The sequence below is a fragment of the Mesorhizobium sp. M5C.F.Ca.IN.020.29.1.1 genome (genome assembly GCF_003997375.1).
Taxonomy (GTDB): domain Bacteria; phylum Pseudomonadota; class Alphaproteobacteria; order Rhizobiales; family Rhizobiaceae; genus Mesorhizobium; species Mesorhizobium wenxiniae.
On record NZ_RZSW01000087.1, the window covers coordinates 1 to 15626 of the forward strand.

General features: G+C 61.5%; 13 protein-coding genes and 2 pseudogenes. 10 read left to right on the forward strand and 5 right to left on the reverse strand.

What is annotated here, in order from left to right; all coding sequences use genetic code 11:
- The coding region (locus tag EOA85_RS09970) for a GntR family transcriptional regulator (RefSeq protein WP_127209290.1) at positions 1-588 on the reverse strand (588 nt) is incomplete at its 3' end.
- A 312-nt stretch (positions 589-900) separates the two neighbouring features.
- Between EOA85_RS09970 and EOA85_RS09975 the strand changes: the two genes are divergently transcribed.
- The 4 genes from EOA85_RS09975 to EOA85_RS09990 are packed head-to-tail and all read left to right on the forward strand — an operon-like array spanning position 901 to position 5232.
- On the forward strand, positions 901-2064 hold the full coding sequence (locus EOA85_RS09975) for an ABC transporter ATP-binding protein (RefSeq protein WP_127209291.1): 1164 nt from the start codon (positions 901-903) through the stop codon (positions 2062-2064).
- A 5-nt stretch (positions 2065-2069) separates the two neighbouring features.
- Positions 2070-3119: an ABC transporter substrate-binding protein gene (locus tag EOA85_RS09980; protein WP_127209292.1), complete on the forward strand. Its 1050-nt coding sequence runs from the start codon at positions 2070-2072 to the stop codon at positions 3117-3119.
- A 5-nt stretch (positions 3120-3124) separates the two neighbouring features.
- On the forward strand, positions 3125-4405 hold the full coding sequence (locus tag EOA85_RS09985) for an ABC transporter permease (protein ID WP_095520208.1): 1281 nt from the start codon (positions 3125-3127) through the stop codon (positions 4403-4405).
- Positions 4406-4407: 2 nt separating this feature from the next.
- Entirely contained in the window at positions 4408-5232 is an 825-nt protein-coding gene (locus EOA85_RS09990) for an ABC transporter permease (protein ID WP_127209293.1), read from the forward strand.
- Positions 5233-5276: 44 nt separating this feature from the next.
- On the opposite strand, the gene EOA85_RS09995 is transcribed toward EOA85_RS09990, so the two are convergent.
- Positions 5277-5615 (reverse strand): helix-turn-helix domain-containing protein, encoded by a 339-nt coding sequence (locus EOA85_RS09995; protein ID WP_127209294.1) that lies wholly within the window; start codon positions 5613-5615, stop codon positions 5277-5279.
- A gap of 15 nt (positions 5616-5630) precedes the next feature.
- Between EOA85_RS09995 and EOA85_RS10000 the strand changes: the two genes are divergently transcribed.
- The 5 genes from EOA85_RS10000 (at position 5631) to EOA85_RS10020 (ending at position 12505) form a co-directional block, all read left to right on the forward strand.
- A complete protein-coding gene (locus tag EOA85_RS10000) occupies positions 5631-6674 on the forward strand; it encodes an NAD(P)-dependent oxidoreductase (protein WP_245485672.1) in 1044 nt (347 codons plus the stop codon).
- Between the two features lie 7 nt (positions 6675-6681).
- Entirely contained in the window at positions 6682-7080 is a 399-nt protein-coding gene (locus EOA85_RS10005) for a GFA family protein (protein ID WP_281033721.1), read from the forward strand.
- Between the two features lie 343 nt (positions 7081-7423).
- Positions 7424-9331 carry an ATP-dependent zinc metalloprotease FtsH gene (ftsH, locus tag EOA85_RS10010; protein WP_127209296.1) on the forward strand — a complete coding sequence of 636 codons (1908 nt, stop codon included), beginning with the start codon at positions 7424-7426 and terminating at the stop codon, positions 9329-9331.
- 56 nt (positions 9332-9387) lie between these two features.
- Positions 9388-10041, forward strand: coding sequence for a hypothetical protein (locus tag EOA85_RS10015; protein ID WP_127209297.1), 654 nt, complete (start codon positions 9388-9390; stop codon positions 10039-10041).
- Positions 10042-10306: 265 nt separating this feature from the next.
- Positions 10307-12505, forward strand: a complete 2199-nt coding sequence (locus EOA85_RS10020; RefSeq protein ID WP_127209298.1) for a diguanylate cyclase — start codon at positions 10307-10309, stop codon at positions 12503-12505.
- Between the two features lie 88 nt (positions 12506-12593).
- Here the strand turns inward: EOA85_RS10020 and EOA85_RS38840 are convergent.
- Positions 12594-12849, reverse strand: a pseudogene (locus EOA85_RS38840) (ABC transporter ATP-binding protein); the annotation flags it as partial.
- A gap of 381 nt (positions 12850-13230) precedes the next feature.
- Here EOA85_RS38840 and EOA85_RS10030 point away from each other — a divergent pair.
- The gene (locus EOA85_RS10030; protein WP_065008579.1) at positions 13231-14226 is read left to right on the forward strand and encodes a glycosyltransferase family A protein; all 996 of its coding nucleotides are present in this window, start codon (positions 13231-13233) and stop codon (positions 14224-14226) included.
- Between the two features lie 453 nt (positions 14227-14679).
- Here EOA85_RS10030 and EOA85_RS10040 read toward each other — a convergent pair whose 3' ends face one another.
- Both EOA85_RS10040 and EOA85_RS40085 read right to left on the reverse strand, forming a co-directional pair.
- On the reverse strand, positions 14680-15105 hold the full coding sequence (locus EOA85_RS10040) for a hypothetical protein (RefSeq protein ID WP_127209299.1): 426 nt from the start codon (positions 15103-15105) through the stop codon (positions 14680-14682).
- Positions 15106-15158: 53 nt separating this feature from the next.
- A pseudogene (locus EOA85_RS40085) lies at positions 15159-15323 on the reverse strand (integrase); the annotation flags it as partial.
- Between the last annotated feature and the right edge of the window lie 303 nt (positions 15324-15626).

Below are 15626 nucleotides of genomic sequence, written 5' to 3' on the forward strand. Positions count from 1 at the left end.
GCCCTGATAGGTCACTTCGTCGGCGAGCACGACGTCGCCCTGCCTGGTCACCGCGCCAAGCACACAGTCCAGCCCATGCTGGGCGCCCGCCGCCAGCACCACCCGGCCGGGATCGCCGTCGCCTGCCGCCGGCCGCATCCACTCGGCGATTGCCTCTCTCGCCCACAGCGGCCCCTCAGGCGGGTGATAGTCCTGAAGCGTGACGTAGTGCCGGTCCTTGGACAGGCGCGGCAACAGCAGCGCCAGCGCGTCGAGATAGGCCGAGGTCGCTGGTCTGTTGACGGAAAGATCGATGACACCGGTGTCTTCGCTCGGCGCCGACACGAAACCTGGTCCTTCGCCGCCGTTGCGGGCGGCGACCGTGGTGCCGCGCCCGGGCCGCGCTTCGAGCAGCCCGCGCTGCTGCAGCGTCGACAGCGCGCGCGTCACCGTGGTGACGTTGATGCCAAGTGCGCGGGCAATCTCGCGCTGCGGCGGCAGCCGGTCTCCAACGGCAAGCGTGCCGGCTGTAATCCGTTCGGCAATAGCGTCCGCAAGGCGCCGGTAGACCGGGCCTTCATCCGAGGCGAGTTGCAGGTCCTGAAGCATGCGGCTAGGCGGTTTCGGTGTGTTGACTCTCTGGCTAATGGCGCATCTAGCATAAGACAATGCTCCGGACAATAGCACTTGTCCGGTACACGTTTTCAAAATTCGCCTGAAAAAATCTCACACAATCCGGAAGAAAGCCGCTTGACGGGCGAACTTGTCTGCATCTATGGTTCTTTAGCGATTGATTGTGTGAGCATACAAGTTTGTTTGCCGCCCTTGCGCGGCCAGCGTCATGCGAGACCGACCCATGGACGGCAAGCACCACCTCGTTTCGACAAGCGGCCATTGCCGCCGCTCTACGGATTTCCGTCCGTGATCGCCGAAGCAACAGTCTTGCCAGCCGACAGCGCCGCTGCGGCACCGGACGCCGGCCGGCAGGGATTTGTCGAATTCGTCGATGTCGAGAAATCCTATGACGGCCGGACTTTCGCGGTGACACGGCTGAACCTCAGCGTGGCGCGCGGCGAGTTCCTTACCCTTCTCGGCCCCTCCGGTTCGGGCAAGACGACGACGCTCAACATGCTCGCCGGCTTCGAACGGCCGACCGGCGGCGTCATTACGCTTGAAGGCCGGTCGGTCGACAGGCTGCCGCCCTACGAACGCAACATCGGCATGGTGTTCCAGAACTACGCGCTGTTTCCGCACATGAGCGTCGAGGAGAACGTCGCCTTCCCGCTCTCGGTCCGCAAGATCACCAAGGCGGACATTGCATCCCGCGTCGGCCGCGCGCTCGACATGGTGCGGCTGCGGCAGTTCGGCGACCGGCGGCCGGCACAGCTTTCCGGCGGCCAGCAGCAGCGTGTCGCGCTTGCCCGCGCGCTGGTGTTCGAGCCAAGCCTGGTGCTGATGGACGAGCCACTCGGCGCGCTCGACAAGAAGCTGCGCGAGCATATGCAGCTCGAGATCAAGCAGCTCCACACGATGCTAGGCGTCACCATCGTCTACGTGACGCACGACCAAAGCGAGGCGCTGACCATGTCGGACCGCGTTGCCGTGTTCAACAATGGCGGAATTGCCCAGCTCGGCTCGCCGGATGATCTCTACAACACGCCGCAGAGCTCCTTTGTCGCGAGCTTCATCGGCGAGAACAACACGCTGGAAGGCAAGGTCGAGCGCGTCTCCGGCAAGGAGTGCCGCGTCGCGCTGGACGGCGGCGGTTCGGTCGCCGCGCTGGCCATCGGAGTCACGGAGGGTGCGCCCTGCCATGTCGCCATCCGCCCGGAGCGGCTGAAGCTTGCGCCCGCTTCGAACGGAGCAAATGCGCTAGCCGCCACCGTCGATGGCCGCATCTATCTCGGCGACCACCAGCGTCTTCTGGCCAGGCTGGAAAACGGACAGGTGCTGACCGTCAAGGTTGGCCCCGAAGCGACCATGGGCAACGGGGAACCGGTCATGGTTTCCTGCGCGCCCAACGACTGCCGTGCCTTTCCGGCCGATGCCGGGACGGGCGGTTCCATCTCGAAAACAGGGGAATAAGAACAATGAAAATCACAAAGGCCCGGCTGTTCGCCTTCGCGGCAGCCACAGCATTCATCACCATGGGACATGCCGCCTTTGCCGACGAACTTTCGATCATGGCCAGCGGCGGCGCCTGGCAGGATGCCCAGCGCAAGGCATGGTTCGAGCCGTTCAGTAAGGAGACCGGGATCAAGATCGTCGAGCAGGAATATCTTGGCGATCTCGGCAAGGTCAAAGCGATGGTCGACACCGGCAACGTGCCGATCGATCTGGTGACGGTCGAGACCGCGACCGTGCTGCAGGGTTGCGACGCCGGCATTCTCGAGCGGCTCGACTATTCCAAGATCGCCCCCCGTGAAAAGTTCATCGAAGGTTCCGCACTCGACTGCGGCGTCGGTCTCGACGCCTATGGCGATGTGCTTGCCTATGACCCCAACGTGCTGAAGGAGGCGCCAACCTCGGTCCTCGACGTCTTCGACACGACAAAGTTTCCGGGCAAGCGCGCGATGCGCAAGTTTCCGGCACAGAACCTCGAATGGGCGCTGATGGCCGACGGTGTCGCGCCGGCCGATGTTTACGAGGTGCTGGCAACCCCCGAAGGCGTCGACCGTGCGTTCAAGAAGCTAGACACCATCAAGCAGGACATCGTCTGGTGGGATGCCGGCGCGCAGCCGCCACAGCTCCTCGCATCCAAGGAAGTGGTGATGACAACCGCCTGGAACGGCCGTATCCAGAACGCCATCGACAAGGACGGGGCGCCGTTCAAGATTGTCTGGAACAACCAGATCCTCGAATACGACATGATCGCCATTCCGAAGGGCGCCAAGAACCCGGAGCTGGCCTACAAATATCTTGCCTATATCAGCCAGCCGGAAATCAACGCCAAGCTCGCCAGCTACATCACCTACGGGCCGGTGCACATCGATTCGGCCTCCTTCGTCGCGCCGGACGCCCTGCCGAAATTGCCGAACGCACCTGACCACATGACCGCTTATCTGGTCGCCGACACCGAATTCTGGGGTGACTATGGCGAGGATCTGGTCAAGCGCTTCAATGCCTGGCTCGCGCAGTAGGGAAAATGTCGGCGCTTGAGCCCACGAAACTGGACCGGCCGCGGGCAAGCCGCGACTGGTCGGCCGCCGATTCCGGCACAGCAAAGTCGGTCGCGGCGGCGCTTCGGCGCGCCGATCTCGGCGACCGGCTGCGATCGCTGGCGCTGGCGGCGCCTTTGCTCGTGCTGCTGGCGTTGAGCTTCGGCATCCCGATTGTCCTGCTTCTGTCGCGCGCCGTCTATGATCCGACGATTGCCGACGCCTTGCCACAGACCAGCCAGGCATTGCGCGGCTGGAACGGCACCGGACTGCCCGACGACGCTGCCTTCCTGGCTCTTGCCGCCGACCTCCGGAGCAATCAGGCCAAGGGCACCGCCTATGAACTCGCCAAGAGCCTCAACGCGCGCCTGCCGGGTGCACGCAGCCAGGTGCTCAAGACGGTGCGCCAACTGGAAGCCGCCGACAGGCCGCCGCTGGAGGTGATGAAAGCCGTGCCGTTCTGGTCGGCGCCGGGCACATGGCCGGTCATCGAGAGCGGCACCCATAGCGTGACGTCGTTCTACCTGCTGAGCGCGCTTGATCTGCGCTGGAACGGCGATGGCGGCATCGAAAGGGTGTCACCCGAACAGGCGATCTTCGTGCAGGTGTTCATGCGCACATTTTTCGTCGCCGCAGCGGTGACGCTGGCCACGCTGATACTGGGCTTCCCCCTCGCCTACCTCATCGCCTCCGTACCCAAGGGCCTCGCCGCCATCCTCATCGTCGCGGTGCTGTTGCCGTTCTGGACGTCGATCCTGGTGCGAACCGCGGCCTGGACGGTGCTCCTGCAGAAATTCGGCCTGGTCAACGACCTGCTGCTGTGGCTCGGCGTCGCCGACGACCGGCTCGACCTGATGTACAGCCGCATCGGACTGATCATCGCCATGACCCACATCCAGCTGCCGTTCACGCTGCTGCCGATCTACAGCGTCATGCGCACCATCCAGCCTTCGCAGATGAAGGCTGCCTATTCCCTCGGCGCAAAACCTTATACTGCGTTTCGCCGCGTCTATCTTCCACAGGTCTTTCCGGGCGTGATGGCGGGCTGCCTGCTCACCTTCATCCTCTGCCTCGGCTATTACATCACGCCGGCGCTGATTGGCGGCGCTAGCGACCAGCTGATCAGCAATTTCATCGCCAGCTACGTTAATGTCGAACTGAACTGGGAGATGGCGGCGGCGCTCAGCTTCATCCTGCTCGTCTTCACCCTGGCGCTGTTCGGCATCTTCGCCCGCATCCTCGGCCTCGACCGCCTCAAGCTGGTGTAGCCATGTTGCTGTCTTCTTATCCAACGACAGGCGAAAGAATCCGCATCACCTTGCTCTGGCTGTGGTGCGGCATGGTGATCCTGTTCCTCCTCGTGCCTATCCTGGTTCCCGTTCCCCTGTCGTTCAACAGCGGCGCCTTCTTCATCTTCCCGCTGGAGGGAATTTCGACACGCTGGTACGAGGTCGTGCTTGGAACCCAGCGCTGGCAATCTGCGATCGGCAACAGCCTGATCGTTGCCTTCGGCACGACGCTGATCGCAACGACGCTGGGCACGTTGACGGCAATCGCGCTTTCCGACGAAAAGTTCCCCGGTCGCCGCATTGTCATGCCGCTTTTGTTGTCGCCGCTGATCGTGCCGGTGGTGATCACCGCCGTCGGCTCGTATCTGTTCTACGCACGTGTCGGACTTGCCAGCACCTATGCCGGCATCATCCTGGCGCATACCGCGCTCGCCAGTCCGTTCGTCGTCGTCACGGTGGGAGCGAGCCTCACCGGCTTCGACCGCAATCTGATGCGCGCCGCCGCCATCTCCGGAGCAAAGCCCATCACATCGTTTTTCAGGGTCATGCTGCCGCTGATCCTGCCCGGCGTGCTGTCAGGGGCCGCTTTCGCCTTCGTCACCTCGTTCGACGAGGTCGTCGTGGTGCAGTTCCTGGCCAGCGCCAATCAGCGCACTATGCCGCTCGAAATGTTCATCGGGCTGCGCGAGAAGCTGAGCCCGGCAATCACCGCCGCCGCGACGCTGATGATGGTGTTGTCGATTGTGCTGCTCGTCGTCGCCAATCTTCTGGCCCGTCGTGGCAAGCAGCGACCGCGCATCGACTAGGAATCGTGCGGCGGTCGGCCAAAGCCTCCATAGGCCTGCCCGTGTCAGGCCGCCTTACGCTGCGATTTCCATGTCTCGTGGTGCTTGCCCCACGCCGACATGACTGTCACCGCATCGTTCAGGCTAAAGCCGAGCGGCGTGATCGAGTATTCCACGCGAGGCGGCACCTCGTCATAGACGCGCCGGCTGATCAGCCCGTCGGCTTCCATCTGCCGCAATTGTTGCGTGAGCACCTTTTCGCTGACGCCAGGCAGCAAGCGGCGCAGTTCGGCAAAGCGGTATGGCCGCAGGTGCAATTCCCATAGCAGCGAGGTTTTCCACTTTCCGCCGATGGCCTGCAGCGCGGCAGCAAAACCGCAGCTGTCTGGTTCCTTGCGCCTCATTTGGCAGCTCCTGTCATGATGGCGATAGCTTACCTCAAGGTGCGTACTTCTCAACGCAGCAAGAATTTATATCTTCCGATCGAGCGCGCCAAACATAAAACGGACCCTCGTCGACAGGGCCATCAGTCTATCGGAGAAGTTACTATGGCATCGAATGTCTGCGTGCTCGGCGCGGGCCGAATGGGCTCGTCCATTGCTCGAACGCTGCTCGACTGCGGCTATCCAACATGGGTCTGGAATCGGACCGCGGCAAAAAGCGATCCATTGGCGGCCCTTGGCGCGAAGGTCGCCCCTTCAGTAGAGGCCGGAATCCATGCGGCCGACGTCGTGATCATCAATGTTCTCGACTATGCCGCCAGCGAAGCTTTGTTGAAGCGGGATGGCACCGCTTCGGCATTGCCCGGCAAAGCCGTCGTGCAACTCACCTCCGGCTCACCGCGTCTGGCGCGGGAAGAAGCCCGCTGGGTGGAAGCGCATGGTGCCGGCTATCTGGACGGAGCGATCATGGCCACTCCGGACTTTATCGGCAAATCAGAGACCGCACTGCTTTATTCGGGTTCCCGTGACGTTTACGAGAAGCACAAGCCCCTGCTCTTCGCACTCGGCGGCGGCACGAGCTATGTCGGGGAGCTGCCAGGTCAAGCCTCGGCGCTTGATACCGCTCTGCTCACTCAGATGTGGGGCGGGCTCTTCGGAGCGCTCCAGGGCATGGCCGTCGCCGAGGCTGAAGGTCTCGACCTGGCGACGTTCAGGAGCCATCTTTCCGGATTCAAGCCGGTTGTCGATGCCGCTCTGTTCGACCTGGTGGATAGAACGAATGCACGCCGTTTTGCCGGCGACGACGCGACCCTGGCGTCATTGGGTGCCCACTACGGCGCCTTTCAGCACCTGCTTGAGGCATGCGAGGAGCGAGGCCTCGACGCGGCTATGCCGCGCGCCATGGATATGATCTTTCGGCGGGCGCTCTCGCTCGGGAGCATGGAAGATGATTTTGCATCCCTCGCGCCCCTGTTTCGAAATGGCTCGCCGCGCCAGAGCGGGGCGCCCGCGAATGCATAGCGGCAAGATGAAACGAACCGCGACCTGCTCATGCCAGGCTGTGGAACTTGTCCTCGCCGGAGAGCCGCGACGCGTCTATGCGTGCAGTTGCATGGAGTGCCAGCGCTGCACCGGAACGGCGTTCTCATACCGGGCCATTTACGCCGACTCCACCGTCGTCGGCCACAAAGGCGAGACCAGATCCTGGCGCAGAACCGGCTCGTCGGGACAATGGCTGGAGCAGACATTCTGCACGACGTGCGGCTCGGTCGTCTTCATGCGGGCAGAAGGGCTGAAGAATGCGCTGTCGGTATCGGTCGGCTGTCTGGAGGACCCGGAATTCCCGCCCCCGACAATGCTCCATTGGCCTCACAGAAAGCATAAATGGCTTTGTTTGGAGGGCCTGCCAGAAGCAGCCGCCTCTTGAGGGCGGATCACCAAGCGCGATGCCTGGCTTGCAGCAGGCTCGGCATCGTGAGCCCGGCAATGTGTCTCCTTCGGCGATCGATTTCCGTTCCAGAAGGTCCCGATTGGGCGCGTAGCTGTCGCGGGCGACTGCGAATCCCAAGGCTCCCTCGCAGTACTCCTTGCAACACTTTGCGCTCCCCGACGTTCTCCCAAGGCACGCTCCGAAGCCGATTGTCGCGGCTCCAAGGGCAAATCCAATTGCTGGAGCGAGGGAGCCATCCCGGCTTCGCCGGCTGGCCACGGCACCCAGCGTGCCGTGGCGGTTCGGCAACCTGCATTGATGTGACGCTGGAGGAGATGCCATGGACATGAGCAGCAGGAAGACGCAGTTCAATATCTGGTACTGGATCGCCGCCTTCGCGGTGCTGATGATCTTCCAATATGTCTACACCGCCACGCAGCACGTCGCGCAGATTCCCTATAGCCAGTTTGAGACCCTGCTACGCGACGGCAAGATCGCCGACGTGCAGGTTTCCGATCGCTTCATCCAAGGCCGCTTCAAGGAGCCGCAGGACGGGAAACCGCTATTCATTACCACGCGCGTCGAGCCGAATCTGGCACGGCAGCTGCAGGAACACGGCGTCACCGTCACTGGCCAGATCGAAAGCACCTTCCTGAGCGACCTGCTCTCCTGGGTCGTCCCGATCCTCGTCTTCTTTGGCTTGTGGATGTTGCTGATGAGACGCATGGGCGGTGGCATGGGCGGTTTGATGCAAATCGGCAGGAGCAAGGCCAGGGTCTATGTCGAGGCCAATACCGGCGTGAGGTTCGACGACGTGGCAGGTGTCGATGAGGCCAAGGCCGAGCTGCAGGAGATCGTGGATTTTTTGAAAAACCCGCAGGAATACGGCCGGCTTGGAGGGCGCATGCCCAAGGGCGTGCTGCTGGTCGGGCCACCCGGCACCGGAAAGACGCTGCTCGCCAAGGCCGTTGCAGGCGAGGCAAATGTTCCATTCTTCTCGATCTCTGGCTCTGAATTCGTCGAGATGTTCGTGGGCGTCGGCGCCGCTCGTGTGCGCGACCTGTTCGAGCAGGCACGCGCCAAAGCCCCGGCGATCATCTTCATCGACGAACTCGATGCGCTGGGCCGCGCCCGCGGTGCGGGCCCGATGATGGGCGGCCACGACGAGAAGGAGCAGACACTCAACCAACTCCTGGTCGAGCTCGACGGTTTCGATCCGAAAATCGGCGTCGTGCTGCTCGCTGCGACGAATCGCCCGGAAATCCTTGACCCGGCACTTCTTCGCGCCGGCCGTTTCGATCGGCAGGTGCTGGTCGATCGGCCGGACAAGCAAGGTCGCGTCCAGACACTTCAAGTCCACATGAAAAAGGCCAAGCTGGCGGCGGATGTCGACGCGGAGAAAGTTGCCGCGCTGACGCCGGGTTTTACCGGCGCCGACCTCGCCAATCTCGTCAACGAGGCCACCCTGCTTGCCACGCGCCGGAGGGCGGACGTCGTCACGATGGAAGATTTCAACAATGCGGTCGAGCGCATTGTGGCGGGGCTCGAGAAGCGCAACCGGTTGTTGAACCCTAGGGAACGCGAGGTCGTCGCCTATCACGAAATGGGCCATGCGCTGGTAGCCATGGCGCTGCCCGGAGTGGATCCCGTACACAAGGTATCGATCATCCCGCGCGGCGTCGGCGCGTTGGGCTACACGATCCAGCGGCCGACTGAGGACCGATTCCTCATGACGCGCCAGGAACTGGAGAACAAGATGGCGGTGCTGCTCGGCGGCAGGGCGGCCGAGTGGATCGTGTTCGGGCATCTGTCCACGGGGGCCGCCGATGACCTAGCCAAAGTGACCGACATCGCCCGCGCCATGGTCACGCGTTACGGCATGTCGGAAAAACTCGGCCACGTGGCGCTGGAAAAGGACCAGCGCTCCTTCCTGAGCCCCAACCCACTCGCCGGCGGTTCGCGCGAGCACGATTACGGCGAGGCCACCGCCGAAGCTATCGACGAGGAAGTTCGCAGCATCGTAGATACAGCTTTCGCGCGAACCGTCGGGCTCCTCACGGAGAGACGAGATCTGCTGGAAAAGACGGCGCGCAAACTGCTCGAAATCGAGACGCTCAGCGAGGCTGAACTCGCATCGCTCGTCGGAAACGTCTCGGCACCGGATCGCACGGAGCCATCCGAACCGGAATTGGGCAGGCGACCGGTACGACGAGGCAAGGCTGCGGCTACAAACTTGTCGCGCGGGTAGGCCGATCATAGTCGCCTTCGGTCGCGTTGTGGTTGAGCCGAACGAAGGAGGACGCAATGACGAAAGAGAGCACCAACACGCAGCAAGTCCTGCAGTGCATGACAACCGAGCATTTCGTGCTGCAGACCGCCCGCGCAGCCACGATTCAAGAAGCGAACCAGCGCGCCAATCTGTTCCTCAGGTCGGTCTCGAGCGTAACGATCGCTCTGTCATTCGTCGCGCAAGTCACGGAAATGGGTATGCACTTCGTGCTGTTCAGCCTGATCCTGCTGCCTTGCCTGTTCTTCATCGGTCTGGTCACTTTCGTGCGCGCCGTGCAGGTTGCGATCGAGGATATGGTGCACGCCCGTGGCATGGCGCGGATCCGGCACTATTACGTCGAAGTCGCGCCGATTATGCAAAAGTACCTTATCCACTCTACGCACGACGACCGCTCGGCAGTGCTCGTCGACAAGGGACTGAGACCATCGCCCCTGCAGTATTTCATGACGACCGCAGGCATGGTGAGTACGATCAGCGGCGCGATCGCAGGCGTCTTTGCGGGCATAGTTGCGACATCGGTGATCGGTTCAGGGATGGTTCTCGGCGTGATTTCCGGAATTTTGGCTTTCGTTATAAGCATCTTGCTTCTGCGCGGTTCCCACGATCGAGCTTGGGCGACAGCCGAGCAGAAATTGATGACACATTTCCCGGGCGCGCCCGGGAAATGATGTCTTGCGGGCCGGCGCAGCCGGCTGGTTATCGGCTGAATCCTGCAAGGGCCGTACGTATGGCCTGCCTGGCGCTGTACGAAGTCGGATGCTCACCCTCGCAACTAGGCGCCCGAGGCAAATCGCTGTGGGCCGGAGAGGCAAAAGAGCCGCCGGATTGGCTCATCGTTAGGACGTTGATAAGCATTTGGTCATAAAAGACGGAAAATGAAATGCTGGCTCGATCGGGTATGTATGATGCCGTCGTTTTCAGCGGGCCTGTGACGTGCGCATCAAGAGCCAGATCATTCTCAGCATGGTGGCCGCCTCGGCTTTGATTGGCCTCGTAGGCGGCGTTGCGATTTTTACACAGATGGCCGCGATCAGGTCGTTGGGATTGACCGAAGCGGCCAATGTCGCGCAGGAATTGGCCAACACGATCGTCTTCAAGTCATCCGATGGGGCACCTTCGCTGTTCGAGCGACCCGACGCGCTACGCGAGTTTCTGGAGCATCAGCACCATGGTTTGCGCAGGGATTTCCTGGTCGTCGACCGCAACAAGATCCTCCTGGCCCACGCTTCCGACGAAGACCACAATATCGGCGACAAGTTCGATCACGACCCCGGCAATGAAGTCGGCAAGACCCTCGAGGATGGCGTCCCACGCAGGTTTAACGATCCTCATGAGATCGATGACTTACTGGTCGTTCCGATCGAACATCCCGAGGACACGATCATCGGCGCCGTGCTTTTGGAATACGACCCCCTGCTAGGCGATGCCGAAAGGCGCACCAGCAACATGCTTTGGTTGGTCGGCCTCAATGCGGCAGCCGCCATGCTGGTTGCGGCCGGATTCGCGGCGGCGCTACTGCGTCGTTTCGGCTCCGGGCTTTCAGACCTGACGAAAGGCATGGAAGCGCTGGCCAAGGGCGATGCCATGACGCGCATAACCCACACTCGCAAGGATGAGTTCGGGCAACTGGCGCATGGCTTCAACACCATGGCGGCCGAGCTTGAATCGGCGCGAGCCCACATCGAGGATATCGTCGACACGGCGGCCGAAGGCATTGCCGTCCTCGACGGTGATGGCCGGATTGCCAGCGTCAATCCCGCGGCGGCCTTGATGATTGGGCGGCGCGCCGACAAGATCGTCGGCCAGGAATGGCGCTCGGTCATGACGATGCGTGATCCGAGAGGCGGCGAGTTCGCTGCCGGGACATCTCCCGTCGAGCTGGCCTTGACCTCGGGCCGCCAACACCAGGGCGAAGTGCGCTTGACAAAATGGGATGGCTCGCATTTGCCGGTCATCGCGAGCTGCAGCCCCCTCAGCAAGTCCGACGGTGGTCTCGTCCTCACGCTCAACGACATCAGCGAACTACGCCGCGCAGAAGGCGTTGTGAACGAGCGTGCCGATCAACTAGCGGTGCTAAATCGCGAATTGCACGAGAAGTCGGAAACCACCTCCCGTCTGGTGAAGCTAGGGGAGCTGCTGCAGGCCTGCGTTACGTTTCCTGAAGCGTTTTCAGTGGTTGGCACTGCCATGGCCGAGTTCCTCGGCGGCTTGAGTGGGACCGTCCACCTGACCAGCGCCTCGCGCAACCTGGTGGAAGAGGTGGCGCATTGGGGCTCCGTTCGGTCGAGCGCTACCCAATTTGCGCCGGAAGACTGCTGGGCGTTGCGCCGCGGGCAGGAGCATGTCGCCGGCCCGGGCATGCTGTCGCCGCGCTGCGCCCATATCACCGAGAATGGCGGCAAGGGCTACGTCTGCATGCCTCTGGCGGCACAAGGCGAAACGCTGGGCATCCTCCACTTGTGTGAACCGAATGCGGCTGACAAACCGCAATGGCTGGCTGAGAGGCAGCAGATCCTGCGCGGCGTTGTCGATACGCTGGCATTGGCGCTCGCCAATCTGCGCTTGCGCGAGACGCTGCGGCAGCAATCGATCCGCGATCCGAACACCGGTCTGTTCAACAGGCGGTATCTCGAGGAAACCAGCAGCCGTGAACTGCGCCGGATGGAGCGCTCGGCTCAGCCGCTGGTGATCATGATGCTCGACGTCGATCATTTCAAACAGTTCAACGACACGTTCGGCCACGAGGCCGGCGACTTAGTCTTGAAGCAGGTCGCCGCCACATTGATCGAGCATGCCAGGGATAGCGATGTCGTATCGCGCTACGGCGGTGAGGAATTCGCCCTCGTAATGCCGGGATGCTCGCTGGAGGAAGGCGCTGAGAGGGCAGAGACGCTGCGCCAGGCAATCAGGCAGCTTCACTTGGCGCATCGCGGGCGGACGCTGGGCACTGTTACAGTTTCGTTCGGGGTCGCCGCTTACCCGGAGCATGGAGCGAGCTGGGCCGAACTCACGAATGCTGCGGATCACGCGCTTTACGAGGCCAAGGGTGAGGGTCGCGACCGGGTCATCGTCGCTCGCAGCAGCGCCCCCGGCGAGCGACAATTCCAGTTGGTAACATCTCCCCAAAAATAGCCGGACACTCGTCTGGGCTTGATATGGCTAAAGTGTCGCTCGCCACGACGGCCCGGCGCACGCAGCAGGCACGACAGCCCCAGTCACTTGATTCATGCCGGTAGAGTTCATCAATGCTGAGCGATGCCAGAGCGGCGCAAGGCGCCTGCTTTTTCACACGCCCGCCGCTCAGGATCACCACGTCGTCGCAGAACGAGGTGGTGCTGTGATGATGGCTGATGACTATGGTCGTGCGGCGGCCGGTCCTCGACTTCAGGGTCTCGACGATTGCCGCTTCCGAAAGTCCGTCCACCGCATTGGTGGCTCGTCCAGGATGAGGATATCGGATCGCGCACCATGGCCCGCTCGGCGTCGCCGGCCGAGGCCGCGTCGTGCCCGTAGAACATGTCGCTACAAATCGCGCAGTGATCAACCAGGACCAGCACACGGTCCCGCACACGCGAGGCCGAAGTTGCGGGCGACTGCCAATCCGCGTCGCGCGGCGCCAGTTGACGGGCTTGTTCAGTAGAGGCTAATAAGGCAGCGTTACGCGATCGATCCTTGTGTCTGTTTTCCGGATATGGCGTTGCTTCGTCACGGTCCGAACCCGCCAGCTACGATAGGTTCAGGCTGAATGACCGACCTCATTTGCCTCGAATTCGCCCCGATCATGGAAGAGCGGTGCTGATTGCAATGCTGGCGCCATCCGTCGTTTACCAGCTCCCGCAGAAAAAACGAAGGCTCCAATGATCCAAGACAATGCGACGGTAGGCGTCGTGGTGCCGATGTTCAATGCCGAGCGAACCATTCGCGCCACCTTGACCAGCATCTGCCAGCAGGACCATCAGGCGCTGGACATTATCGTGGTGGACGACGGGTCGACGGACCAGTCCGCCTCGATTGTGGCCTCCTGTGCTGAGAGAGACCGGCGTATACGCCTAATGAGGCAGTCGAACGCCGGTGTTGCGCAGGCCCGCAACAGCGGTGCGGCCTCTACCGATGCGGAGTTTCTGGCGTTTGTCGACGCGGATGATCTCTGGGCCCCATCCAAGATCGCACTGCAACTGCGCGCCCTGCAGGAAGGCGGCTCTTCTGCGGGCCTGGCATATTGCTGGTTTGCCCAAATCGACGAGAACGGCCGGGTATTCTCACTATCCTTCCGGCCCGATGCCGATGGCCGCGTTCTGCAACGGATGTGCAGAATGAACTTTGTTGGCAACGGAAGTTCGATGCTGGTGCGTCGCTCCGCATTCGAGCGGGCGGGACAATTCGATCCTTCGCTGAGGGCCAGGAATGCACAAGGCTGCGAGGATCTTCTAATGTGCCTCAGAATAGCGGAAAATTACGAATTCCGCGTCGTGCCTCAGCATCTCGTGGGTTACCGGATAACGAACGTCAACATGTCGAGCGATGTCATGCAGATGCTTCGTTCGTGTGAGATTGTTCTTGCCGAGTTTCGCGAAAAATATCCGCAGTTCGGCAGCGATCTCGATGCGCATCTGGTCGATATGATCCATTGGCTTGCGTTGAGAGCTTTGATCGGCGGGCAGCTTTACGCGGCCTGCGACCTATCGAAAAAACTCTTCGTCCTGGATCCGCGCACGGCGATTTCTCGCCTGCCCAATATGATAGACATTTACTGCAGGGCTAGGTTGGTTCCTCGCTGGATCAAGGTTGGAGTGAAACGGATGCGCAACAAGAACGCCAAGTTCCGTCCGCTCTATGAAGAGACCAGCTGGTGAATATCAGCGCGTCACTGTTCGGGCGGTTGCGGCGGCTCATCCGCTTGGCGGCAGCACCTGCATGGCCGGGCTGACTATCGTCGGACTAGGTTTGGCCGCGGCGGTTCTCGAAGGTGCCGGCCTCTTCCTGTTCATTCCCCTGCTCCAGAGTCTCAGAGCGTCGTCATCTCAATCCGGCAAATGGCAGCCGATATTTGACCAGCTCCTGGCGCCCGTCCCGGAACAGCTAAGAAAACCATGTTGGACAGTGGGCCATCACCCGATGCATTCGGAAAACGAACTCTGCCTCTGACGACACAGCCTGTGCAGCGGTCAAAATTTCAAGACACCTGCCTGACAGGGGCATGAAGAGCCTCACTCGTTCGGGAAGCCGTGAGAATTAGGAATTCGAAGGCCAACTTCGCAATCGGCCCAGAGATGGATTATCGGAGTGCCTGGACAAAGCCAGCGACCTCATTGAAGGGGCACCGCAGCGTGGTGCTGATCAGTGTCCGTTTGCTTTGGCAATCCGCGGGTGACCCCTTCCACCGGATTGTGTCCTGAGCGATAACCTGCCGCCTTCGCCCAATCCATGACAGTACTGATCCGCTGACGAACTCGTATCGCGTTCTCAGGGTTAGTCAGCCAGATCGGCGAAAGCACCCTGAGCACGTCTGATGTCGCAATCGCATTGACGCGATAGTCGCCAATAACAGGGTACGCATACTGCGTCAGCGTGGTGATCCACTGTTTTGCATGCTTGGGATTTTTCCAGCTGATCTCGTGTTCGGCATGCACAATTTCAGCGGCAACCCTGAAGGTCGGCACGATCCTTCGAGCTTCGCGCGGCGTAGCCAGCGGGTCGCCACCTTCCCGCGTGACTTTACGATAAGCCTGCACGCTTCCCGCGCCTCGGCGAGCGAAGTGACCGAAAGTCCTGCGAGGCCAATGTCGCGTCGCCGTCCCTGCACCACTGTTTGGAGCAGCAAGCGTTTGGCTCCCGATGGGTCAACTATCAGATAGAGGCCGTTACCGTCGGCATAGCGGCCAGGGCCCTTTAGCTGCTTAACCTGCAATGCATCGAGCGCCTTCTCCGGATGCTTCCCCGAATTTTTCACGGCTCCGCCAAATTTCTAACCCCACATTTCGGCCCACATCTGTGGACAATGAAACAAGCCACTCTTTCACCAACCAATTGTTTTTACCTTGTTTTTGGACGGCATTGGACGCCACTGAACATTGCATCGGCGGCCGCTCTCTCCGCCACTCATACACCACCACTGATCTGGGCCAACGGGCGACCTATGGCAGCCCTCCAGCGCGCCACTTTGTCCAGCTTGCGATTGTGATCCCGCAGGCCATGCCAGCACAGTCGGCAATCCAGTCGAATACATCCGGACCGCGCCCTATCAGTTGCGCGC